A 23,192-nucleotide genomic window follows, 5' to 3' on the forward strand; every position below is an offset into this window, starting at 1 on the left:
CCCATGGCGCAAACCCACGGCTGAAACCATGAACTCGAACCCGTGGCTCACCCCGGACCGCGCCCTCTCGACAGCCCGCGACGCGGCCCGTCCTGTCCGTGCCACCTCGCCCGCCCGCGCAGCCCGTCGGCCCGTACCGCCCTGCCCTGCCCTGCCCGCGCCGCCCGTCGGCCCGCCCCGTCGGCCCGTACCGCCCCGTAGAACCCGTCGCTACGGCGCCTGCGGCCCCCGCCGCTGAGGCAGCGAGACGACACCCGCCCCCGAACCCGTATGCGTGCCCGAGCCCGCCCCGGAGTCCGCACCCGACGGCGGCAGACCCGCCACCTGGCACAGCAGATCGCACCAGGCCGCGAGATGCGCGGCCGTGTCCGGCGCCCCGTCCCGCCCTTCCCGGGGCGTCCACGAGGCCCGGATCTCGATCTGCGTCGCGGGACGCCGGTCCGCGAGTCCTCCGAAGTAGTGAGACCCCGCCCGGGTGACCGTCCCGCTCGGTTCCTCGTACGACAGCCCCCGCGCCTCCAGCGCCCCGGTCAGCCAGGACCAGCACACCTCCGGCAGCAGCGGGTCCGCTGCCATCTCCGGCTCCAGCTCCGCCCGGACCAGCGTCACCAGCCGGAAGGTGCCCTTCCAGGCCTCGTGGCCCGACGGGTCGTGCAGCAGTACGAGACGGCCGTCCGCGAGATCCTCCTCGCCGTCGACGACCGCCGCCTCCAGGGCGTACGCGTGCGGCGCGAGGCGCTGGGGCGGGCGGGTCGGATCCACCTCGATCTCCGGTCGCAGCCGCGCCGCGCCCAGTGCCTCGACAGCGAGCCGGAACGCGCGCGGGACGGCGTTCCGCTCCGCGCTGTCCGCGCCGCCCCCGGTGCCGTCGGAATGATCGGAGAGATGTCCCTGAGCCGCAGCCATGCGGGGAAGAGTAGGCGGAACGCGCGCCCCGCGCAGGGAAGGACACCCTGCGCGCGCAAGCTCCTTGCGCACACATGCGAAGATTCTGGGCGTGAGTGCCAACCGCCGCCCTTCGGGCCAGCAGACGAAGACGTACGATTCCGCCTTCCTGAAGGCGTGCCGACGCGAGCCCGTACCGCACACCCCGGTCTGGTTCATGAGGCAGGCGGGGCGGTCACTGCCCGAGTACCTGAAGGTGCGCGAAGGCATCCCGATGCTGGAGTCGTGCATGCGGCCCGAGCTCGTCACCGAGATCACGCTGCAGCCCGTACGCCGCCACAAGGTCGACGCCGCGATCTACTTCAGCGACATCGTCGTCCCGCTCAAGGCCATCGGCATCGACCTCGACATCAAGCCGGGCATCGGCCCGGTCGTCGCCGAGCCGATCCGCCGCCGGGAGGACCTCGCGCGGCTGCGCGAGCTGACCCCGGACGACGTCGCGTACGTCACCGAGGCGATCGGCATGCTCACCGGCGAGCTCGGCGAAACCCCGCTCATCGGCTTCGCCGGTGCGCCCTTCACCCTCGCCAGCTACCTCGTCGAGGGTGGCCCGTCCCGCAACCACGAGCACACCAAGGCGCTCATGTACGGCGACCCGCAGCTGTGGGCCGACCTGCTGGACCGGCTCGCAGAGATCACCTCGGCGTTCCTCAAGGTGCAGATCGAGGCGGGTGCCTCGGCCGTCCAGCTCTTCGACTCCTGGGTGGGCGCGCTGGCCCCCGCCGACTACCGGCGTTCGGTGATGCCCGCCTCGGCCAAGGTCTTCGACGCGGTCGCGGAATACGGCGTCCCGCGCATCCACTTCGGCGTCGGCACCGGCGAGCTGCTCGGCCTGATGGGCGAGGCCGGCGCGGATGTCGTCGGCGTCGACTGGCGCGTACCGCTCGACGAGGCCGCCCGCCGCGTCGGCCCCGGCAAGGCGCTCCAGGGCAACCTGGACCCGGCCGTCCTGTTCTCCACCCAGGAGGCCGTGGAGGCCAAGACCCAGGAGGTCCTGGACGCGGCCGCGGGGCTGGAGGGCCACGTCTTCAACCTCGGCCACGGCGTGCTGCCGACGACCGACCCGGACGCGCTGACCCGCCTCGTGGAGTACGTGCACACGCGCACCGCGCGCTGACCCGGCTGACATCTGACATGCGGGTGCCCGCCGCCGCGCCGACTCCGGCACGGCGGCGGGCACCCGTACGGCTGTCAGGGGTTGCAGTTGATGACGGTGTCCTGGTTGTCGTTGACCAGGCAGGCGTCGAAGCCGGCACCTCCGTCGACAGTGCCGAAGTTCTGGTTGACCGCGATGACGTCGTTGCCGGCCTGGCCGGCCACCAGGCCGCTGGTGTCGATGCGCCGCGGGAGGCGGACCGTGTCGCTGTCGGCGCCGCCCAGGATCTGGCCGGCCACGTTGGCGCGGAGGTCGAAGACGTCGTTGCCGGCCTGCCCGTCGAGGACACCGGTGGGCCACACCACCCCGTTGGAGACGATCAGATCCCGGCCGGAACCGCCGTTCACGGTGCCCTCGACGTTGCCGCTGAGGATGATCCTGTCGTCGCCCGCACCCGCGTTGACGGTGTCGCCGACGTCCACGGCGGAACAGACGATGATGTCGTTGCCGGCCGTGCCGTTGATGTTCGTCCCGGACTGGGACACCCCGTTGACCGAGCACACGGCGACGGCGTGGGCCGGGGAGGCCATGAGGACAGGAGCGATGACGAGTGAGGCGGCGCACAGGGCGCGCAGTGAGTTCTTGAGCACGAGTGGCTGTTAACCGCTCAGGACCCGCCGGGCGCCGCCCCCGAGCGTGGATCACTCTGCCGGACGCCTGACTTCACCCGCCGAACCCCCAGGGGCGTATAAGCGTACAAACTAACCCGCCTCGCGCACCGCCCCGACCGCCTTCCGCGCCGCCACCAGCACCGGATCCCACACGGGCGAGAACGGCGGGGCATACCCCAGATCCAGGGCCGTCATCCGCTCCACCGTCATCCCGGCCGTCAGCGCGACCGCCGCGATGTCCACCCGCTTCGCCGCACCCTCACGGCCGACGATCTGGACGCCCAGCAACCGGCCCGTACGGCGCTCGGCGAGCATCTTCACCGTCATCGGCGCCGCGCCCGGGAAGTAGCCCGCGCGGCTCGTCGCCTCGACGGTCACGGTCACGTACCGCAGCCCCACCTCGCGGGCGTCCTTCTCGCGCAGCCCGGTCCGGGCGATCTCCAGGTCGCACACCTTGCTCACCGCCGTACCGACGACGCCCGGGAAGGTCGCGTAGCCGCCGCCCGCGCCCGAGCCGATGACCTGGCCGTGCTTGTTGGCGTGCGTGCCGAGCGCGATATGGCGTTCGCGGCCCGAGACCAGGTCCAGCACCTCGACACAGTCGCCGCCCGCCCACACGTTCTCGTACCCCCGTACCCGCATGGCGAGATCGGTGAGCAGCCCCCCGTACACCCCGAGCGGCAGCCCGGCCGCGCCCGCGAGCGTCGTCTCCGGCTCCACGCCGATGCCGAGCACCACCACGTCCGCCGGGTACTCGGCCCGCTCGGTGGCGACCGCGCGGACCCTCCCGTCCGGACCGGTCAGGATCTTGGTGACCTCGGCGCCGTTGACGACCGCGATCCCCATGCCGTCCATCGCGCCGTGCACCAGCGCGCCCATGTCCGGGTCGAGGGTCGCCATCGGCTGCTCACCCCGGTTGACCACCGTGACCTCGAAGCCACGTTTGAGCAGCGCCTCGGCCATCTCCACCCCGATGTAGCCCGCGCCGACGACGACCGCCCGCCGGCCCCGGGTCCGCCGCAGCGTGTCCAGCAGCGCCTGGCCGTCGTCGAGGGTCTGCACCCCGTGCACCCCGTGCGCGTCGATACCGGGCAGAGCGGGCCGCACCGGCCGGGCGCCGGTCGCGAGGACGAGCTTGTCGTAGCCCGTCCACGACTCGGCGCCCGACTCCAGATCCCGGGACCTGACGCGCTGCCCCGCGATGTCGAGCTCTGTGACCTCCGTACGCATCCGCACGTCGATGGCCCGCTCGCGGTGCTCCTCGGGCGTACGCGCGATCAGCTCGTCCCGCTCCGTGACATCGCCGCCGACCCAGTAGGGGATCCCGCACGCGGAGTACGAGGTGAAGTGCGAGCGCTCGAAGGCGACGATCTCCAGCTCGCGCGGGCCCTTCAGCCTGCGGGCCTGCGACGCGGCGGACATGCCCGCCGCGTCGCCGCCGATGACGACAAGTCGTTCCATGGGGAACACGCTACGGGTGGGCGGCTGTTCAGTCTCCCTCGGGCGTCGCCGGACGAGGGCCGGAACGCCTCCGCAACCGGGGCCGGACCAGCCACCGCCACACCGCGTACAGCACCGCGAGCACGGCCGCGAACGGCGCCACCGCACCCAGCACCACCGCGATCCAGTGGACGGTCGTCACCAGCGCGTCCCAGCCGCCCTTCAGCGCGTCCAGGAACCCGGGGCCGTCGTCCTCGGGCTTCGCAGGTTCCTCCCGGTCGGGTTCGGACAGCACCAGCGTGATCGTCGCCAGCGTCGTACGGTCCTTCAGCGACGCCTGCTGGGCGAGGAGCGACTCCAGCTCCGCCTGACGGTTGCTCAGCTCGCCCTCCAGCGTGACCACATCGCTCAGCCTGACGGCCCGGTCCATCAGCGCCCGCACCCGCGCGACGCTCGCCCGCTGGGTCGCGATCCGGCTCTCCACGTCGACCACCTGAGCGGTGACGTCCTCCGCCTTGGCCTTGCGGGACAGCAGCTTCCCGGTGCCCGCCAGGTCGGCGAGCACCGAGGAGTAACGGTCCTGCGGAACGCGCAGCACGATGCGGGACGTCACATGGGCGTCGTCGATCCGCTCGGTGCTCTCGTCGGCCACATGGCCGCCCGCGCCCTCGACCACCGTACGGACCGTGGCCAGGGCCTTCGTGGCGTTCTTGACCTCCACCGACAGCTCGGCGGTGCGGATGACGTGCGTCCCGGCGGCAACCGGGGCGGGCTTCCTCTCCTGCCGCCCGGCCTGTTCGGACCCGTCGACCGGCTTCGCGGCGGATTCACCCGAGTCGGCGGCCGCCCCGCCCTGCGCCGGCGCCGCCGCTTTGCTGTCGGAGAGCGCCGAGCTGTCGTCGGCCCCGCCGCACCCCGCGAGCGCGAGTGACGCGATGAGCAGTCCTGCCACGAACGTATGGCGCCGTGCGCGCATGTCGGTCCCCCCAGGGATCGGTGGTGATGGTGACGGTTCGACGTGCGGGGCCGGGGTGGGGGTTGCGCCTTTCCGATCCCGAAGCGGTCACGGTCGGGACTCATTACGGCCAGGGGCAGGCGGTTTGAGAGAGTGGACGCATGAACGCGGACACACGTACGGGGCAGCAGGACCATGTCGTCGTCATCGGCGGTGGCATCGCCGGCCTCTCGGCCGCGCACCGGCTGCTCTCCGCCGGAGTGCGCGTGACCCTGCTGGAGGCCTCCGGCAGGCTCGGCGGCAAGCTCAAGGCCGGCGAGATCGCGGGCGCCCCCGTCGACCTCGGCGCCGAGTCGATCCTCGCCCGCCGCCCCGAGGGCGTCGAGCTCGCCCGCGCCGTGGGTCTCGCGGACCGGCTCCAGCCCCCGGCCACGACCACCGCGTCCGTGTGGACCCGCGACGCGCTGCGCCCCATGCCCAAGGGCCATGTCATGGGCGTCCCCGGCAACCCGGAGGCACTCGCCGGGCTGCTCTCCGCCGAGGGCCTCGCCCGCATCGGCCACGAGCGGGACCTGCCCCCGGCCGAGATCGGTGACGACGTCGCCGTCGGTACGTACGTCGCGCGGCGCCTCGGCCGCGAGGTCGTCGACCGGCTCGTCGAGCCGCTGCTCGGAGGCGTGTACGCGGGCGACGCGTACCGCATCTCCATGCGCGCCGCCGTGCCCGCCCTCTTCGACGCCGCACGGACCCACCACTCCCTCCTCGAAGCCGTCCGCGAGGTCCAGCGCCGGGCCGCCGAGCAGCAACGGACCGGGCCCGTCTTCATGGGCATCGACGGCGGCATCGGCACACTGCCGCTCGCCGTCGCCGAAGCGGTGCGCGCCCAGGGAGGGGAGATCCTGACGAACGCGCCCGTCAACGAGCTGCGCCGGACGGCCCGCGGCTCCGCCACGGACGCGACCGCGTGGCGGATCGTCCTCGCCGACGGCCGGTCGCTCCTCGCTGACGCCGTCGTCCTCGCCACCCCCGCCTGGGCCTCCTCCGAGCTGCTCGCCGCCGAGTCGCCGGCCGCGTCCGCCGAGCTCGGCGGCGTCGAGTACGCGTCGATGGCCCTGGTCACCCTCGCCTTCCGCCGCGCCGATCTGGCCGGGCGGCTGCCCGAGGGCTCCGGCTTCCTCGTCCCGCCCGTCGACGGCCGCACGATCAAGGCCTCCACCTTCTCCGCCCAGAAGTGGTCCTGGGTGTCGGACGCCGCACCGGACCTGGTCCTGCTGCGCACCTCCGTCGGCCGCTACGGCGAGGAGGAGCACCTCCACCGCGAGGACTCCGAGCTCGTGGACGTGTCCCTGAGCGATCTCGGCGAGGCCACCGGACTCACGGCCCGGCCCGTCGCGAGCGAGGTGACCCGGTGGATCGGCGGCCTGCCGCAGTACCCGGTCGGGCATCTCGCCCGGGTCGCCCGCGTCCGGGACGCGGTGGCCAAGCTGCCCGGACTGCGCGTCTGCGGGGCGGCGTACGACGGCGTGGGCATCCCCGCCTGCGTCGGCAGCGGACAGCGCGCGGCGGACGAGATCATCGCCACGGCACCCCTGGTGCGGGGCACTGTCCGTGACGGGCGAGAATAGCCGTATGAGTGCGCCCGAAAAGATCCCGAACGCCGGTAAGAAGGCGAAGGACCTCAACGAGGTCATCCGCTACACCCTGTGGTCCGTCTTCAAGCTGCGCGACGTCCTGCCCGAGAACCGCGCCGGTTATGCCGACGAGGTTCAGGAGCTGTTCGACCAGCTCGCGGCCAAGGACGTCACCGTCCGCGGTACGTACGACGTGTCCGGCCTGCGTGCCGACGCCGACCTGATGATCTGGTGGCACGCCGAGACCGCGGACGAGCTCCAGGAGGCGTACAACCTCTTCCGCCGCACGAGGCTGGGCCGCGCGCTGGAGCCGGTGTGGTCGAACATGGCGCTGCACCGCCCCGCCGAGTTCAACAAGTCGCACATCCCGGCCTTCCTCGCCGACGAGACGCCGCGCAACTACGTCTCCGTCTACCCCTTCGTGCGCTCGTACGACTGGTACCTGCTGCCCGACGAGGACCGCCGCCGCATGCTCGCGGACCACGGCAAGATGGCCCGCGGCTACCCGGACGTGCGCGCCAACACGGTCGCGTCGTTCTCGCTCGGTGACTACGAGTGGCTGCTGGCCTTCGAGGCGGACGAGCTGTACCGCATCGTCGACCTGATGCGTCATCTCCGTGCCTCCGAGGCCCGGATGCACGTCCGCGAAGAGGTCCCGTTCTACACGGGGCGTCGCAAGAGCGTTGCGGACCTGGTGGCCGGACTCGCCTGACGGCGGGTTCGCCACCCATTGACCCGGAAGATCAGACAGCGGACGGCGGCACACGCCCGACCGCCCGCTGGTCCAGCGACACCGGGTCCGGCTGCGGGTGCGGCGCGCGTGACGCGCGCCGCACCGGCGTCCTTCAGGTTCCGCTCCGGCGTCATGCGGCCGTCCGCGCGTGACGCGGCGCAGCGCCGGCGTCCTTCAGCGGCTTCGGTCCGGCGTCATGCGGCCGTCCCGAGGGCCGCGGTGCAGCGCCGGCGTTCTTCAGCGGCTCCGCGTCGGCGTCATGCGGCCGTCCCCTAGGGCCGCGCGCAGCGCCGGGTCGTCCAGCGCGCTCACGCCGCACACGGCGACGGCGGTCAGCACCGCCCGCTCCCCGCCCTCTGATTCCCGGGACATCCGGCGCAGCAGCCGCTGGCCCGCGGGGGAGGCCCAGCGGGTGTACGGATACACCTCGATCCGGGCGATGACGAGACAGCCCAGGGTAAGCACGAGCGGGAGCGCGAACCACGCGGCGACGGGCCCCGGCGGGCTCTGCTCCTGCGGGAGCATCAGCAGCGCCGCGGCCGCGAGCGCCACATTGAGCGCCGTCGCGGCCCGTACGCCCCGCACCGCCGTGGCGACCCCCGCACGCGCCGCGTCGGGAACGGCGAGCCCGGCCACGACGAGCCGGTCCGCCAGCGCCCGTACGGTGTCGGCGTCGGCCGCCGCGTGCCGTAGCGCGGCTATTCGGGACTGGCCCTGCGGGCCGATCGCACCGATCACCGAACGCTCCAGGTCGTCCGCGCCCTCCGGGTCGACGACCGTGGCCCACCCGGTGTGCGCGAGCAGCAGCCGCCGCCCGCGGTGCATGGCGATCATCGTCAGCTCGGCCACCCGGTGCGGCCCGCCGGCGAGGAAGGCGGCTTCGTAGAGGCTCAGTTCGCGCTCGTGCGCACGCTCATGGAGGCGGTGGGCGTCGTCTTCGCGGGCGGCGTCTTCGCGGGCGGCGTCGGCGGCGGCGAGACAGAGCCGGGCGCAGCTGAGGCCGGCCGCGGCCCAGGCGACGAGCAGGAGGGGGACCCAGAACATGCCGGTGTTCTACGCGAGTTCACGATCCCGCGCCACGGGGTTTTCACGATCCGGACGTACGGCGGCCGGCCGGCCCTCAGGGCCTGTCTCCAGGCTCCCGCCGGGCCGGCCCGATCCGCAGCACTAGCTGCCTCCGCCGCAGCCCCCTCCGCCACAGCTGGATCCGCCTCCGCCGGAGCTGGAGCCGCAGCTGGATCCACCGCCGGACGAGCTCCCGCAGCTACTGCCGCCGCCGCCTCCGTCACTTCCGCTCGCGCCCCCGCAGCCACCGCCGCCGGATCCGTCGGAGCCGGGCTCCGACGAGGCGCACCACACCACGACCAGGGCCGGGGCGTGGGTGGAGGACGAGTCGCTGGTGGAGGTGGTCCGCGCCTGGCCGGTACGTACCATCCCGGAGGCCGCGACGAGTTGTCCGTAGAGCACCGGGTCGGGCAGGGCACGCAGCCCGCCCAGCGCCACGAGAGGGCCCGCGCCGGATGCGTGCGCGTACGCGGCGCGGTACCTGGCGACTGCCCGCTTGCCCGCCCCGGTGACCCTGGCTCTCGCGTTCGCCATGCAGATGAGCCCTACGAGCAGGCCCGCGAAGGCGGCCGGCAGGATCTTCACGATGAACGGGATGCTCCATTCCGCATCCTCGCCCACCGTGTACTGCACGACCGTCAGCACGATCGAGACCGGCAGCAGCAGCGCGGAGCAGACCGCCTGGGCGATGGCCCGCCGGCGCCACGGGCGTAGAGCCCCGGGCGGGATCATCAGCCCGCGCGCCGCGAGCCCGTCGCCGATCTCCTGCACGGCGGGGCTGCGCATCACGGCGAGCCGCAGGTGGTGCAGGGCCCCGTTGGGTGCGGCGGCGGCCTCCTGGAGCACGGCCCGCTCGACGGGGTCGTGGGCCTCGGGCCGCTGTACGGAGACGATGCCGGGGCCGCCGACCGCGAGCCGGCCGTTCTCTGTCATCGCGGCGAGCGCCGAGTCGACGACGCGGGCGGGCCCGCCGTTCAGGAACGCGACCTCCATGAGGTCGTGGACGGAGCCGCGCGGGCCGGAGCGGCGAGCGGCGGCCAGGCCGGATATCAGCAGCGTCGAGGAGACGGCCGCGGCGATCGTCACCAGCACGGCGAGTACGTTCAGCATTGTGTACATGGCAGTCACCTCCTGACGAGGGCGGCACGGGCCGCCCGGATGAATCGGACAGAACGTCGTGGCGGCCGGGCCCCTGCCCGGTCCTGCCACCAGTGCGTGAGCCGCCGCCGGGCGAGGTCGTCCTCCGGCCGCCCGGCGATCAGCAGCTGCTCGGCGAAATCGAGCGCGTCCCTGCGGTAGCCGTCGCGCATGGGCCGGGTGGCGGCGTACGCGAGGAACGCGGCCCGGTAGCGGTCACCGAGGATCTCCGGCAGCTCCGGAGCCACCTTGGCCACCACGCCCGCCCGCTTCGCGGCCAGCGCCCGGCTCTGCACCTTGAGCCGCTTCCCGTCGAAGCCCTCCGGCACGGGTCCCCCCGCGACCAGCGCCGCCAGCAACGCCCCCTGCGCGACGGCGATCCGCTGCCGCGCCGGGCCGGTGCGCTCCGCCGCGCGCGGCGGGACGACCGGGGCCAGGACAGCGACCGTACCCACGCCGGACAGCACGCCCGACGCCGTCGAGGGGGCGGCCGCCGGGGTCGTGGGCGACGTGGTGGGTATCGTCCGGGCCGTGGCCGATGTGGTGGGTGTCGTCCGGGGCGTGGCCGGCGTGGTGGGTGTGGTCCGGGCCGCGGCTGACGTGGCCGGTGTCGCCCGGATCGCGGCCAGTTCCGCGGCCAGTTCGGCCGCCGGCGGGAAGTCGTCGTCGCGCTCCAGGAGGACGCCCGGCGGATCCGTGCGGGCGCGGAGTTCCGCGAGGATGTCCAGGACCGCCGGGGGCACCGGATGGGCGTGGGTGTCGTGCCAGACGCCGTCGCGCTCCAGGCCGCCCGCGACATGCACGTACGCGATGGCCTCGACGGGCAGTTCGTCGAGGGCGGTCAGCGGGTCCTCGCCGCGGTTGATGTGGTTGGTGTGCAGGTTCGCGACGTCGATGAGCAGGCGGACGCCCGTCCGCTCGACCAGCTCCGCGAGGAACTGGCCCTCCGTCAGCTCATCGCCCGGCCAGGAGACCAGTGCGGCGATGTTCTCCAGTGCGAGCGGCACGGGCAGGGCGTCCTGCGCGATCCGGACGTTCTCGCAGAGCACGTCCAGCGCGTCGCGCGTGCGGGGGACCGGCAGCAGATGACCGGCCTCCAGCCGCGCGGACGCGGTGAGCGGGCCACCGGCCCGGACGAAGGCGATGTGCTCGGTGACCAGCGGAGCGCCCAGCGCCTCGGCGCGCTCGGCGAGGGCCGCCAGCCGCGCCGCGTCGGGAAGGTCGGCCCCGCCGAGGCCCAGCGAGACACCGTGCGGAATCACGGTGACCCCGCGCTCCCGGAGCCGCAGCAGCGAGTCGGGGAGGTGGCCGGGACAGATGTTCTCCGCGACGACCTCGACCCAGTCGAGGCCCGGCAGCCCCTCCACCGTCTCCGCGATCTCCGGGCGCCAGCCGATACCGGTGCCGAGCCTGTCGAGTCTCTTCATGGGTCCCCCTCCTCTGCCCTCTGTGAGTGTGCAGGGGTCATGGCCCCGCCGGACCCTGCTGAATCCAGAGGAGGGGACGTTCAGAGGTTGATTTGAGGTTCCGGAGGACAGCCCCGGAGGGCAGCCCCTCCGGGGGAGGGCGATCGACGACGCGATCTAGGGGCTGACCGCCGGGCGGTCGGTGTTGATCGCCGTCGGCGGGCCGGGCTGTGTCGACGGCCGGGACGTGAACGACTGGTCCTGCCCCGTCGGCCCCGCGGGCGACGGCGCCGGGGGCAGATTGCCGTTCGGCGGCGGCGGACCCGTCGGGCTCGCCGTCGCCAGGCCCGCCGCGTCGTTGGCGATCGCGTCGAAGTCGACCATGCCGGTGCCCTCCAGCATGGTGATGTGGTCCAGCACGGTCTGGTTGGCGTCGCTCGCCAGCTGCCGTATCAGCGTGTTGCGGGTCGTGTGCCGGACCTGGGCGATCAGCGCGAACACCTTGCCGTGCGCCATCCGCAGGAGGTTCGCGAACTTCCACTCGTACTCGCGTCCGCTCGCCGCCGACAACTCCCGCAGCCAGCCCTGCTGCTGCTCGGTGGGCTGGTTCGGCAGCTCCACCGACAGCTTCGCCGCCACGTTGCGCGCCCGCTCGTCCAGGTCCGTGTGCCCGACCACGAGATGGTCGCCCGCGTCCTTGATCGCCTGGCTCGGCGCGCGTTCGATCGCCTGCTGGCCGGCGGGCAGTTCCCACAGCCCGGCCAGCCGTACCTTCACCAGGAAGTCGCGGTCCGTCGCGGACAGCGGGCCCCACTGCGTGGCCACGCTGGAGGCGTTGAGGTTCGCCTGCCCGGTCCCGGAGCGGTCGGCGTAGGACCAGACGGGGAACGCGAGCGCGCCGACCGTGACGACCAGGGCCGCGATGATGAGTGCTGTCCCGTTGATGCGCCGCAACAAGTGTGCCTCCCGAGCCGTTTGTGCGTACCGCAGAATCAACCGGCACCGAACCGGTGGTTCAACCTACTTGGCAGTATTGGGAGGTACGTATCGGGGCCCGGTTCTGTTCAGCCGACGCGCGCTAGTCGGTGTCGTCCCGTTCCTCCCACGGCAGCCCCAGCGCTTCCCAGATGGGAAAGTCGCCGACCACGGTGCACGAGCCCGGTGCGATCTCCGTGAAGCCCGCGTCGCGGACCGTCGGGAGTCCGCTGGTGGTCATCTCCGCCCAGATCTCGGCGCGCGCGGTGCGTACCTTCAGCGGGAAACCGGCCTCCCGCCACACCTTGCGCTCCTGCTCGTCCATGGCCCACCACAGCAACTGCGCCCCGTGGCCGACCTGCGCCATCTCCTTGCCCGTGGACATGTGCAGCTCGGGGTTGAGATAGAGCCAGGCGTTCTCCAGCCCGTCCGCACCCCGCAGCCCCTCCCCGGGATCTTCATCGGGGTCCTCCAGCTCCGTCCCCGACACCTGGAGCTTCGCCAGCGCCTTGGGCCAGCCGTCGAGTGGCACCGGCGGGAACACCCGCACCTCCGCCGACCCGCCCGTCACCGTGATGCCGGGAAGCTCCGACGCCTTGCGCCACTCCGCGCCGCGCGCCCGCCGCACCACCTTGCGGATCCGGGCGTCCTGCCAGTCCCGCATGGCCTGCGCCCACTCGCCGTCGCCGAGCGAACGTTCGTCGGAGAGCATCACCAGCACCGCGCGGGCCGCGGTCTCCAGGGCGTCGGTACGGGTCGGCGGGTCGGCCTTCTCGATACGGACCACGAGGGGGAGGACGAACTGCGGGGCCGCGTCCCCGTCGCTGCCGGAGGAACTGAAGGAACTGGAGGAACTGGAGGAACTGGAGGAACTGGAGGAACTGGAGGGGCGGGAGGAGCTGGAGGGGCTGTCTTGGCTGTTCACCCGGACAGTCTGCCAAAGCTCCTACTTGAGGATGTTGGCGGAACAGATCCCTCCGGGCGACCATGCCCCGCATGAAGAGCGATCTCTTTGCCACCGAGCACATGGCGCAGCAGGCCACCGCACCCGGAATGACCCTGCAGAACGCCAAGTCGATCAAGTACGCCGTCAACGGGGAGATGTTCGCACGACAGGGCGCCATGATCGCCTTCCGCGGCAATCTTCAGTTCGAACGCAAGGGCCAGGGCATAGGCGGCATGCTGAAGCGCGCCGTCACCGGCGAGGGCCTGCCGCTCATGGCCGTACGCGGGCAGGGCGAGGCCTGGTTCGCGCACGAGGCCGCGAACTGCTTCATCGTCGACATCGAGCAGGGCGACGCGCTCACCATCAACGGCCGTAACGTCCTCTGCTTCGACCCGACCCTGTCGTACGAGATCAAGACCGTGAAGGGCGCCGGAATGACCGGCGGCGGCCTCTTCAACAGCCTCTTCACCGGATACGGCAAGCTCGGCGTCATCTGCGAGGGCAGCCCGATCGTCATCCCCGTCACCGGGCAGCAGCCCGTGTACGTCGACACCGACGCGGTCGTCGGCTGGAGCGCCCAGCTGAACACGTCGCTGCACCGCTCGCAGTCCATCGGCTCGATGATCCGCGGCGGATCCGGCGAGGCCGTGCAACTGATGCTCCAGGGCGAGGGGTTCGTCATCGTCCGGCCCAGCGAGGCCACCCCGCAGAAGGCGTCGGCGAACTGAAGCTCACCGAAGTAGGCCGCCGTTACGGCCTTCGCGGACCGTGGGTGCTGCGTGGGGTGGGCCTCGAAGTGCCCGCGCGCACCCTGATCCGGATCGAGGGCGGCAACGGCACCGGAAAGTCCACGCTGATGCGACTGCTCGCCGGGATCGACGCGCCGAGCGAGGGGCGCGTCACGGGGCGGCCGCGCACGGCGTACGTGCCCGAACGGTTCCCGGCCGCGTTGCCGTTCACGGCGACCGGCTATCTCGTCCACCTCGGCCGCGTCCACGGGCTCGGCCGAGGGGCCGCCGAGCGCGGTGCCCGGGACTGGCTGGAGCGGTTCGGGGCGGGGGAGTACGCCCGTACGCCGCTGACCGAGCTGTCCAAGGGGACCAGCCAGAAGGTCGCCGTCGCCCAGGCGCTGCTCGCCGACCCCGAGCTGCTGGTGCTGGACGAGGCCTGGACCGGCCTCGACGCGGAGGCCCGCGCGGAGCTGGACCTGGCCGTGCGGGAGCGGGTGGCGGCCGGGGGGAGCGTCGTCTTCGTCGATCACGATCCGCGCCGGCTGGCGGGCTCGGTCGACGCCGTGCACCGGGTCGAGGGCACCGGCGTGGTGCCCGTGCCCGTCTCCGTGCCCGTGCCCGTCTCCGTGCCCGTGCCCGTCTCCGGGCCCGGCCACGTGCCCGTGGCCGTACCGCGCCCCGAGGTACGCATCGAGGCCGTACCCCCGCTGCCCGGAGCCGCGCTGCCCGACGACCTCCCGCTCCCCGAGCCCGCCCCCGACGGCGGCCTCGCGCTCACGGTCCCGGTCGCGGAGTCGGGCGCGGTGCTGCGCGCGCTGCTGCTGGCCCACCCGCCGTGGCACGTACGGGCGGTGGCGCCGCCTGCCACGGAGGGCGTTGCCCACAACCCCCCGGCACCGGTGCCCCGGGCGGAGCCCCGGCGCGGCGGACCAGACACGGCCCGCCGCGGGCGCGACGACCGCGCCGCGCCCCCGGGCATCCCGCTCCTGCGCTACCAGTCCGATCTCCTCCTGCGCTCCCAGCGCTGGCTCGCCCCCGTCCTCCTCTACGCCGCCTTCCTCGCCGTCGGCGTCCAGTCCGGGCAGCCCGTCCTCGACTCGCTCGGTTACGCCGCCGCCGCACTGCTGCCCGTCACCGCCTGGCTGGTCCGGGTCTGTGCCAACCAGGAGCCCGCCGCGACGCGCGGCATCGCGGCGGCGGTGACCGGGCGGCCGCGCGCGTATCTCGCCGCCCTGGCGGCGGCCACGGGATGGGCGGTGGCCCTCGGGGCCGTGGGCACCGCCGTGGTGGCGCTGATCAGCAAGCCCATGAGCGGTGATCAGCGGGTGGAGGTCCCGCTTCTGCCGGCGGCGGGCGCCGGGCTGCTCGCCGCCGTGGTGTGCGTGCTGACCGGGGCCGCGGTCGGGGCACTGTGCACGCGCCCGCTGCTGCGCGGCCGCGGCTGGTCGATCGCCGCGACGGCGCTCGCCACGCTGCTGGCGCTGGTCACCACCGGCTCCCCCGCCCAGGCCGCGGTGCGGGGGCTGGTCACCGGGTCCGGTACCGGGGTCGTCCACCATCCGGTGGGCCCGCTGGCGGCGGCGGTGCTGCTCGCGGCGGCGGTCGCGGCCGGGGTGTGCCGGATGAGCGACGACTAGGGGAAGCGGGGGAAGCGGGGGGAGCGCTGAATGTCAGTGCGTCCCGATACGGTGCGCCGTACCCGGAAAACCAGGAGGAGAGATGGCCGACCGAGCCGATGTCGACGCGCTGCTTCGCATCCTGCCCAACGACCACGGTGCGGACGAGCACGTCGACTGGACAGCGGTCGAAGCGCACCTGGGCACCTCGCTGCCCTGCGACTACCGGGAGTTCATGGCTGTCTACGGTGGCGGCTCCATCGATGACCTGGGCATCATGCCGCCCCTGCCGAGCGGCAAGGGCTGGGCGGGATCGATATCCGGGCACACCGAGGACCTGCGCGACCGGTGGGACAGGGACGGCGGCGTTCCGGGGCACCCGCTGAGCGCGGACCACGTGCTGCCCTGGGGAAGCGGATGCAATGCGAACGAGCTGGGCTGGCTGATGACCGGCCCGGATCCGGACGAGTGGCCGGTGGTGGTCTGGCGTCGGCACGGATCACCACATTGGGCGCTCTTCGAATGCGGCATGGCCGAGTTCCTCCGCAGGCTGATGACCGCCGAGTTCGACGAGTGTCCGCTCAGTGACCTGTCGCTGTGGGGGCGGGTGGGAACCTTCGTCCACCACCGGGTGCAGGAGGCAAGATTCCACTCGGGCCTTGACCCCATGACCGGTGAACCCGACCCCTACGCAGGCACGTTCGGCGGAAGGCATACGGCATAAGGCATATGCCGTACGGGAACCGGGCAGAACGAAAATCAGCGGTGGAGCGGAGTCGGAACTGCTTTGATGCAGCCATGACTGCCGACCTCCTCGCCGAGTATGAGATTTCCACCGACACCGCACGGATCGATCCCGCACTGGTCCATCAATGGCTGTCGGAGGACGCGTACTGGGCCCGCGACCGATCCCGGGAGAAGCAGGACCAGGCCATCGCTTCCTCCCTCAACTTCGGCGTCTACGAACGGTCCTCCGGCCGGCAGCTCGGCTATGCCCGGGTGGTGACCGACCTGGCCGATTTCGCCTGGCTGTGTGACGTGTACATCTGCCCGGAAGCGCGCGGCAAGGGGCTGGGAACCGCGCTCGTCACCGCGGTGCGCGATCACCTCGCCCCGTACAAACTGCGTCGCATCATGCTGGCCACCGCGGACGCGCACGGGGTCTATGCCAAGGTCGGTTTCGCCCCGTTGCAGAAGCCTGACTGGTGGATGTCGCTGGGCGGTCGGTGAGCCTCTCACGGCGTGCTCCCGCTTGACCTTGACACGGTGACAAGCTCTTCGCTCTGTCGAGGAGGTGGTCCCGATGATCATGCCGAAACAGGACACGGAGACGATTCGAGCTCTCCAGGGGCTGGAGGACAGCCGCTCGTCAGCGCGGCTGAGGGCCGCGCTGGCGGTCGGCACGACCCCTGACCCGCGGTTCATCGACAAACTCATCGAACGATGCGCGATCGAACCCGAATTCCACGTACGGGAAATGCTCACCTGGGCACTCACCCGCCATTCGGCAGCGATGACGGTCCCGGAGCTTCTCCGTGAAGTCCGCTCGGAGCGTGCGCAGGCACGAAGCCAGGCACTGCACACGCTGTCCAAGATCGGGGATCGGCAGGCGTGGCCGGCGATCACACCGGAGCTTCTGGCCGACGCGGACGACGAGGTGGCGCGGAGCGCCTGGCGGGCAGCGGTCGTGCTCGTACCCGCAGGTGAAGAACCCCAGCTGGCCGCAGTACTGTCGACACAGCTCGGGCGCGGCGAACGTGAGACGCAGCTGAGCCTCAGCCGGGCGCTGATCGCGCTCGGTGAGGAGATCGTCCCGACTCTCCGCGCCGCGATGGCGGATCTCGACCCCCGCGTGCGCGCGCACGCGATCGCCACGGAACGGCTGTTGCGCGACCCGGATGCCGGATTCGAGTTCGCCATCGAGGAGGCGAAGCGCGTCGTGGCCCTCGGCACGACCGGCCAGGAGGGACGATAGGCCGTGTTGATCGGTGATGTGGCACGACGGTCCGGGGTCAGCGCCCGCATGCTCAGGCATTACGACGCGCTCGGCCTGGTGCGGCCGACGGGGCGTACCGGCGCCGGCTATCGGGAGTACTCAGGCGAGGACATCCGGCGGATCTTCCATATCGAGAGCCTGCGGTCATTGGGGCTGTCGCTGCGTGAAGTCGGGCGCGCGCTCGATGATCCCGGATTCACGCCTACGGAGCTGGTCGACGACCTCATCCGCCAGACGCGCGAGCGCATCGCCGCTGAGACGGAGCTGCTCACGCGACTCCGTCGGATCGGTGCCGCGGAACCGGCGGGCTGGGAGGACGTCCTCCAGGCCGTCGCACTCCTCCAGGCGTTGGGGTCGAAGAGCGCCGGGACACGCCAGCGCGCGGCCCTGGCCTCGGTCGAAGAGGTCCCCGTACCAGTGGAAGCACTGGCCGAGGCGGTGCTGAGCGAGACCGACCCGAACGTCGCCGGAGCCCTGCGGTGGGCGTTGGCGCAATCGGGCGACGGGGGACTGGCGCCGCTGGCGGAGGGCCTCGGTTCAACAGTGGCCGAGGTGCGGAAACGTGCCGTCCGGTCCATCGCCGAGATTCCGGGCGATGAGGCGACCGCACTGCTGCGGGACGCCCTCGCGAACCCCGACATCGTGGTCGGCAGGTATGCGGCTCTGGCGCTCGGGGAACGTGTAGTGGCCGACGCGGTCCCGACGCTCATCGACATGGTCGTCGAGGACAAGAACGACGTCGATGCGGCCGATGCGCTGAGCGCGCTGGCGAGTCGTCCCGCGTTGGCGGATCAGATCGCTGCCGGGCTCGTCGATCGCCTCGCCCACGGCACCGTCGAACCGTCTGCGCGCCGACGGGTGACGCAGGCGCTCGCGGACATTCCGGGAATCACAGCGGCGCGTGCCCTCGCGGATCTGTCACATGACGAAGACCGTGCCGTCGCGCTCACCGCGGCATACATTCTCGGGATACGCGACGCACGAGAACGGAACGGCGGGGCCGTTCACGCAGGACCCGGCCCGCATCCGATCAGCTGACCCGCCCCGTCAAGAGACGCTGCCCTGGCCTGCCATCAGCTCGGATACCTTCACGAAGCGGTACCCGCGTTCGCGCAGCTCCGGCACGATGCGCCGGATCGCCGCGTCCGTGACCGGGGCCGCGCTGCGGGTGCAGTGCAGGACGACCACGGACCCGGGCCTGACACCCGCGAGTACCTGCTCGGCCACGGCGGCCGGGTCCCGGGCGAAGGCGTCGCCGCCCACGACGTCCCACTGCACGGCGGTCACCTTCGCCGGGGCCAGGGCCCGCAGCGCGGCGTCGTCGTAACAGCCACCGGGGAAGCGGAAGTACGGCACGACATTCTGCGCCCCCGCCCCGCGGAACGCCGTGAACGCCCGCTCGACGTCCGTGGCCATGTTCTCCTTGCCGATCTCCGGAAGCTCGTAGCAGGGGGACGCGAAGGCGTAGTGGCTGTACGAGTGGTTGGCGATCTCGAAGAGCGGGTCGTTGCCGATGGACCGGGCCTGGCCGGGGTACTCCTGCGCCCAGCGGCCCGTCATGAAGATGGTGGAGGGGACCTTCAGCCGGCGGAGCGTGGCGATCAGCGCGGGGTTGTCGAACCGCTCGCCGCGCGCGGCCCGTGGCCCCTGATCCGCCGTCATGTCGGCGTCGAAGGTGAGAGCGACCGTCTTCTCCGAGGCGGCGGAGGCGGCGGAGGTGGCCGAGGAGGCCGAGGAGGACCGTGCGAAGACCGGCGTGAGACCGGCCGGTCCGGGAGCCAGGGTGGGCGGCTTCACCGGCGCGGCGGGTCTCGGAGCGGGGGCCGCCGGTACGGAGGGGCTGGGGAGGGGCGTAGGGGCGCTGACCGGTGGGCCGCCGCTGCCGCCACAGCCCGTGAGGGCGGCCCCGAGGAGAGCCAGCGCCGTCAATCTTCGTACATAAATGGTCACCCACGGAAAATATACGATCATCCGGCCATACCTGGAATGCCTCGCCTGACGGGCCGTCAATCGGCCGTCAATCGGCCGTCGATCGGAATTTCTCGCAGCGGAGATGAACAGACCTTCCCGCGCCATCCGTATGAAGGGCCGGACCTGTTCCCCACACAGGAGGCGAAGAGTTGAGTCACAGGCGCATACCCAAGCGGACGGCCGTACTCGCGGGAGCCGGGGCGGTCGCCGTCGCCGTCGCTGCCGTACTGCTGCCCCATGCCAACGCCTCGCAGGCCGGGCCCGGGTCCGGGTCGGGGGACGGGCCCGTCACCCCGAGAAAGCTGAGCGCCGCCTCCGCCGCCGAGCTCGCCCGGCAGCTGGGCCCGCGGCTCGGCGAGTCCGCCTACGGCGGGGCGTACTACGACGCCGAGAAGCAACGGCTGGTCGTCAATGTGGCGGGCGACGACAGCAAGGCGAAGGACCAGGTCACCCGGTCCGGCGCGGTCGTCCGCAGCGTCCGGAACAGTTCGGCGGCACTGAGGTCCGCCACCGCCACGCTCTCCCGTGGCGCCAGTGTCCCGGGCACGGCGTGGGCCGTCGACCCGCGGACGAACCAGATCCTGGTCACCGCCGACCGCACGGTCACCGGCGAGCGGTGGAACACGCTGGAATCCACGGTCGGTTCGCTGGGCGAAGGCGTCGCCCGGATCCAGAAGTCCGCGGGTGAGTTCAAGCCGTTCCTGGAGGGCGGGGACGCCATCTTCGGCGGCGGCTCCCGCTGCTCGCTCGGCTTCAACGTCACGACCCAGGACGGCCGGCCCGGATTCCTCACCGCCGGCCACTGCGCCGTCGCGACCGACCAGTGGTCCGAGACCCCGGACGGAGCACCCGTCGGCACGGTCCAGACGGGCGTCTTCCCCGGCGACGGCGACTTCGCCCTCGTCACGTACGACGACCCGGGCACCGACGCCCCGAGCGCCGTCGACCTGGGCGGCGGCCGGGACCTGCCGATCCTGCGGGCCGCCGACGCGGCCGTCGGCCAGGAGGTCTTCCGGATGGGCAGCACCACCGGGCTGCACGGAGGCCAGGTCGTCGGACTCAACGCCACCGTCAACTACCCGGAGGGCACGGTCACCGGGCTCATCCAGACGACGGTCTGCGCGGAGCCCGGAGACAGCGGCGGAGCCCTGTTCACCCGGGACGGGACCGCGGTCGGCCTCACCTCCGGCGGAAGCGGCGACTGCACCTCGGGCGGCGAGACCTTCTTCCAGCCGGTGACGACCGCACTGGACGCGGTCGGCGCGGAGATCGGCTGACACCGGTCACGACCCACGGCACCGCACCGCACGTACAGGAATCGCCGCCCGCGCCGGGCGGCGATTCCCTTTGCCGTCGCCGCCCGCGCGGAAACACATGACCCGCATGGGTGAACCACGCGTCACCGATATGACACGTGGCCCCATGCGGGTCACCGGCCCTCGCGGGGCCGGGCGCTACGCCAGCTCGGCGTCCAGCGTGATCGTCGTGCCCGTCAGCGCCTGGCTCACCGGGCAGTTCTTCTTGGCGTCCTCGGCGGCCGACTTGAAGCCGTCCGCGTCGAGGCCGGGAACTTCGCCCCTGACCGTGAGGTGGATCCCCGTGATGCCCTCACCGGGCTGGAACGTGACCTCGGCCTTGGTCTCCAGTCGGGTGGGAGGCGTACCGGCGCCCGCCAGGCCGTGGGAGAGCGCCATCGAGAAGCAGCTGGAGTGGGCGCCCGCGATGAGCTCCTCCGGGCTGGTCTTGCCGTTCGCCTGCTCGGAACGGGCGGGCCAGGAGACCGGTTGGCTGGCGATGCCGGACGAGTCGAAGGTGACGGTGCCCGAGCCCTGGAGCAGGTTGCCTTCCCAGACCGTGTGCGCCTGACGCGTGGTGGCCATGAGCAGATTCCCTTCGGTGGTGACGGATTGACGCTGAATAACCATGGATACGTCGGTTACGTCACCGAACCTACTGGAACCTACTGGTCCACGAGGCCCTTAGCGTCCCGCGCCAGGGCGGTGAGCCGGGAGATCGCCCGGAAGTACTTCTTCCGATACCCGCCCTTCAACATCTCTTCACTGAACAGCTGGTCGAAGGGGAGCCCGGAGGCCAGCACCGGCACCTCGCGGTCGTACAGCCGGTCGGCGAGCACGACGAGCCGCAGCGCCGTCGACTGGTCGGGCACCGGCCGCACATCGGTGAGGCAGACCGCGCGCACCCCGTCCGTCAGTCCCCCGTACCGGCTGGGGTGGACCCGCGCCAGGTGCTCCAGCAGCAGGGGGAAGGTGTCGAGCGACGCGCCTTCGGTGGCGTGCGCGGCCTTGCCGACCTGCTCGTCCGAGAACGGCTTCGGGGCCTCCGGCAGCCCGCGGTGCCGGTAGTCCTCGCCGTCGATCCGCAGCGGCCGGAAGTGGGCCGAGAGCCCCTGGATCTCGCGGAGGAAGTCGACCGCGGCGAACCGGCCCTCGCCGAGCTTGCCGGGCAGTGTGTTGGAGGTGGCCGCGAGCGCGACACCCGCGTCCACGAGCTTGCCGAGCAGGGTCGATACGAGCACGGTGTCGCCCGGGTCGTCCAGCTCGAACTCGTCGATGCACAGGAGCCGGTGCCCGCTGAGCGTCTTCACCGTCTGCTGGAAGCCGAGCGCGCCGACCAGATTGGTCAGCTCCACGAACGTGCCGAACGCCTTGAGCGAGGGCTCGGCCGGGGTGGCGTGCCAGAGCGAGGCCAGCAGATGGGTCTTGCCGACGCCATACCCGCCGTCCAGGTAGACCCCGCGCGGCGCGACGGGAGCCGCCGGCTTCTTCGCGAACCAGCGCCGCCTGCCGCTCCCGGTGGCGTGCGCCCCGCCCAGGCCCGCGGCGAAGGAGCTCAGCACGGTGACCGCCTCGGTCTGGCTGGGCTGCTTCGGGTCGGGGACGTACGTCTCGAAGCGGACGGAGTCGAAGCGCGGCGGCGGCACCATCTCGGCGACCAGTCGGTCGGCAGGGACATGGGGCTCGCGGGCGCACAGGGACAGCGGCGCCGCTTCGGTTATGGGGGAGGGGGAGCTGGTCGACACAGTCCCCAACTCTACGGGCCGTGCCAGACTGCACGGTATGCGACGCCTGTTCCCTGTGACCGACCCGACAGCACCGACGGTCGAGCCGATGGCCGAATCGACGACCGAGCCGATGGCCGACCGGGAGTGGACCCTGGCCGAGCTCGCCGACGCCTACGCGTACCCCGCCGGCGACAGGGTGTGGCTGCGCGCCAACATGGTCTCGTCCCTGGACGGGGCCGCCCAGCACGACGGGCGCTCGCAGCCGCTCTCCTCCGACATGGACATGCGGATCTTCGGCACCCTGCGCGCCCTGGCCGACGCGGTGGTCGTCGGTGCGGAAACGGTACGCCTGGAGGGCTACCGCCCCGCCCGTGCCCGGGAGGACTTCGCCGAGCGCCGGGCGGCCGCCGGGCAGGGCCCCGCCCCCGCGATCGCCGTGGTCAGCGCGAGCCTCGACCTGGACTTCACCCTGCCCCTCTTCACCTCCCCCCTCGTCCCCACCCTGCTCCTGACCGGCGCGGCGGCGCCCCCGGACCGTGTCGCCGCGGCCCGGAAGGCGGGCGCGGAGGTCGTGATCGCCGGGGACGGGGCCGGCGTGGACCCCGTACGCGCCGTACGGGCCCTGGCCGACCGTGGCCTGCGGCGGCTGCTCACCGAGGGCGGGCCGCGGATGCTCGGCCAGTTCATCGCGGCCGGGGTGCTGGACGAGCTCTGTCTGACGGTGTCGCCGACGCTCACCGCGGGGGACGCCCAGCGCATCGCCGGGGGCCCGTCGGTGGTGGTCCCGGAGCGCTTCGCGCTGGCGTCGTTGCTGGAGGAGGCCGGGTTCCTCTTCACCCGCTACCGTCGGATCTGA

The 23,192-nt window shown here is 72.3% G+C and carries 23 protein-coding genes; 11 read left to right on the top strand and 12 right to left on the bottom strand.

Annotated features, from left to right (window positions below):
• Positions 1–210 precede the first annotated feature (210 nt).
• On the bottom strand, positions 211–906 hold the full coding sequence (locus tag ABT342_RS15270; protein WP_351572647.1) for a DUF3000 domain-containing protein: 696 nt from the start codon (positions 904–906) through the stop codon (positions 211–213).
• A 91-nt stretch (positions 907–997) separates the two neighbouring features.
• On the opposite strand from ABT342_RS15270, the gene hemE reads away from it, so the two are divergent.
• Positions 998–2,062, top strand: a complete 1,065-nt coding sequence (hemE, locus tag ABT342_RS15275) for a uroporphyrinogen decarboxylase (RefSeq protein ID WP_351572649.1) — start codon at positions 998–1,000, stop codon at positions 2,060–2,062.
• Positions 2,063–2,136: 74 nt separating this feature from the next.
• Here hemE and ABT342_RS15280 read toward each other — a convergent pair whose 3' ends face one another.
• The 3 genes from ABT342_RS15280 to ABT342_RS15290 form a co-directional block, all read right to left on the bottom strand.
• Positions 2,137–2,691: a hypothetical protein gene (locus ABT342_RS15280; protein WP_351572652.1), complete on the bottom strand. Its 555-nt coding sequence runs from the start codon at positions 2,689–2,691 to the stop codon at positions 2,137–2,139.
• A 111-nt stretch (positions 2,692–2,802) separates the two neighbouring features.
• The gene (locus ABT342_RS15285; RefSeq protein WP_351572654.1) at positions 2,803–4,173 is read right to left on the bottom strand and encodes an FAD-dependent oxidoreductase; all 1,371 of its coding nucleotides are present in this window, start codon (positions 4,171–4,173) and stop codon (positions 2,803–2,805) included.
• Between the two features lie 28 nt (positions 4,174–4,201).
• Positions 4,202–5,128: a DUF4349 domain-containing protein gene (locus ABT342_RS15290; RefSeq protein ID WP_351572657.1), complete on the bottom strand. Its 927-nt coding sequence runs from the start codon at positions 5,126–5,128 to the stop codon at positions 4,202–4,204.
• A 140-nt stretch (positions 5,129–5,268) separates the two neighbouring features.
• On the opposite strand from ABT342_RS15290, the gene hemG reads away from it, so the two are divergent.
• Both hemG and hemQ read left to right on the top strand, forming a co-directional pair.
• The gene (hemG, locus tag ABT342_RS15295) at positions 5,269–6,732 is read left to right on the top strand and encodes a protoporphyrinogen oxidase (protein WP_351572660.1); all 1,464 of its coding nucleotides are present in this window, start codon (positions 5,269–5,271) and stop codon (positions 6,730–6,732) included.
• 4 nt (positions 6,733–6,736) lie between these two features.
• Positions 6,737–7,450: a hydrogen peroxide-dependent heme synthase gene (gene hemQ / locus ABT342_RS15300; protein ID WP_351572662.1), complete on the top strand. Its 714-nt coding sequence runs from the start codon at positions 6,737–6,739 to the stop codon at positions 7,448–7,450.
• Between the two features lie 258 nt (positions 7,451–7,708).
• Here hemQ and ABT342_RS15305 read toward each other — a convergent pair whose 3' ends face one another.
• The 5 genes from ABT342_RS15305 to ABT342_RS15325 all read right to left on the bottom strand — a co-directional run bounded on the left by ABT342_RS15305 (position 7,709) and on the right by ABT342_RS15325 (position 12,979).
• Positions 7,709–8,515, bottom strand: coding sequence for a TIGR04222 domain-containing membrane protein (locus ABT342_RS15305; protein ID WP_351572665.1), 807 nt, complete (start codon positions 8,513–8,515; stop codon positions 7,709–7,711).
• Positions 8,516–8,638: 123 nt separating this feature from the next.
• A complete protein-coding gene (locus ABT342_RS15310) occupies positions 8,639–9,655 on the bottom strand; it encodes a TIGR04222 domain-containing membrane protein (protein ID WP_351572668.1) in 1,017 nt (338 codons plus the stop codon).
• Positions 9,656–9,660: 5 nt separating this feature from the next.
• A complete protein-coding gene (locus ABT342_RS15315) occupies positions 9,661–11,100 on the bottom strand; it encodes an MbnB/TglH/ChrH family RiPP precursor modification enzyme (RefSeq protein WP_351572670.1) in 1,440 nt (479 codons plus the stop codon).
• Positions 11,101–11,256: 156 nt separating this feature from the next.
• A complete protein-coding gene (locus ABT342_RS15320) occupies positions 11,257–12,033 on the bottom strand; it encodes a DUF4142 domain-containing protein (RefSeq protein WP_351572829.1) in 777 nt (258 codons plus the stop codon).
• Between the two features lie 124 nt (positions 12,034–12,157).
• Positions 12,158–12,979, bottom strand: a complete 822-nt coding sequence (locus ABT342_RS15325) for an aminoacyl-tRNA hydrolase (protein WP_351572672.1) — start codon at positions 12,977–12,979, stop codon at positions 12,158–12,160.
• A 71-nt stretch (positions 12,980–13,050) separates the two neighbouring features.
• Here ABT342_RS15325 and ABT342_RS15330 point away from each other — a divergent pair, with 71 nt between their 5' ends.
• From ABT342_RS15330 to ABT342_RS15355, 6 genes are all read left to right on the top strand, one after another.
• On the top strand, positions 13,051–13,728 hold the full coding sequence (locus tag ABT342_RS15330; protein WP_351572675.1) for an AIM24 family protein: 678 nt from the start codon (positions 13,051–13,053) through the stop codon (positions 13,726–13,728).
• 44 nt (positions 13,729–13,772) lie between these two features.
• On the top strand, positions 13,773–15,368 hold the full coding sequence (locus ABT342_RS15335) for an ATP-binding cassette domain-containing protein (RefSeq protein WP_351572677.1): 1,596 nt from the start codon (positions 13,773–13,775) through the stop codon (positions 15,366–15,368).
• An 82-nt stretch (positions 15,369–15,450) separates the two neighbouring features.
• Positions 15,451–16,071 carry an SMI1/KNR4 family protein gene (locus tag ABT342_RS15340; protein ID WP_351572680.1) on the top strand — a complete coding sequence of 207 codons (621 nt, stop codon included), beginning with the start codon at positions 15,451–15,453 and terminating at the stop codon, positions 16,069–16,071.
• Positions 16,072–16,145: 74 nt separating this feature from the next.
• Entirely contained in the window at positions 16,146–16,577 is a 432-nt protein-coding gene (locus tag ABT342_RS15345; protein WP_351572683.1) for a GNAT family N-acetyltransferase, read from the top strand.
• A 73-nt stretch (positions 16,578–16,650) separates the two neighbouring features.
• A complete protein-coding gene (locus ABT342_RS15350; RefSeq protein WP_351572686.1) occupies positions 16,651–17,322 on the top strand; it encodes a HEAT repeat domain-containing protein in 672 nt (223 codons plus the stop codon).
• Between the two features lie 3 nt (positions 17,323–17,325).
• Positions 17,326–18,381 (top strand): MerR family transcriptional regulator, encoded by a 1,056-nt coding sequence (locus ABT342_RS15355; protein ID WP_351572689.1) that lies wholly within the window; start codon positions 17,326–17,328, stop codon positions 18,379–18,381.
• Positions 18,382–18,390: 9 nt separating this feature from the next.
• Here the strand turns inward: ABT342_RS15355 and ABT342_RS15360 are convergent, their stop codons facing one another.
• Positions 18,391–19,293: a polysaccharide deacetylase family protein gene (locus ABT342_RS15360; RefSeq protein WP_351572692.1), complete on the bottom strand. Its 903-nt coding sequence runs from the start codon at positions 19,291–19,293 to the stop codon at positions 18,391–18,393.
• Positions 19,294–19,463: 170 nt separating this feature from the next.
• On the opposite strand from ABT342_RS15360, the gene ABT342_RS15365 reads away from it, so the two are divergent.
• Positions 19,464–20,591 (top strand): S1 family peptidase, encoded by a 1,128-nt coding sequence (locus ABT342_RS15365; protein ID WP_351572695.1) that lies wholly within the window; start codon positions 19,464–19,466, stop codon positions 20,589–20,591.
• 177 nt (positions 20,592–20,768) lie between these two features.
• Here ABT342_RS15365 and ABT342_RS15370 read toward each other — a convergent pair whose 3' ends face one another.
• A complete protein-coding gene (locus ABT342_RS15370) occupies positions 20,769–21,194 on the bottom strand; it encodes an OsmC family protein (RefSeq protein WP_351572698.1) in 426 nt (141 codons plus the stop codon).
• Positions 21,195–21,274: 80 nt separating this feature from the next.
• Positions 21,275–22,363, bottom strand: a complete 1,089-nt coding sequence (zapE, locus tag ABT342_RS15375) for a cell division protein ZapE (RefSeq protein ID WP_351572701.1) — start codon at positions 22,361–22,363, stop codon at positions 21,275–21,277.
• 28 nt (positions 22,364–22,391) lie between these two features.
• On the opposite strand from zapE, the gene ABT342_RS15380 reads away from it, so the two are divergent.
• Complete coding sequence (locus ABT342_RS15380; protein WP_351572704.1) at positions 22,392–23,192, top strand: pyrimidine reductase family protein; 801 nt, start codon at positions 22,392–22,394, stop codon at positions 23,190–23,192.

It is taken from the genome of Streptomyces sp. NPDC000410 (genome assembly GCF_040300305.1).
Lineage (GTDB): Bacteria > Actinomycetota > Actinomycetes > Streptomycetales > Streptomycetaceae > Streptomyces.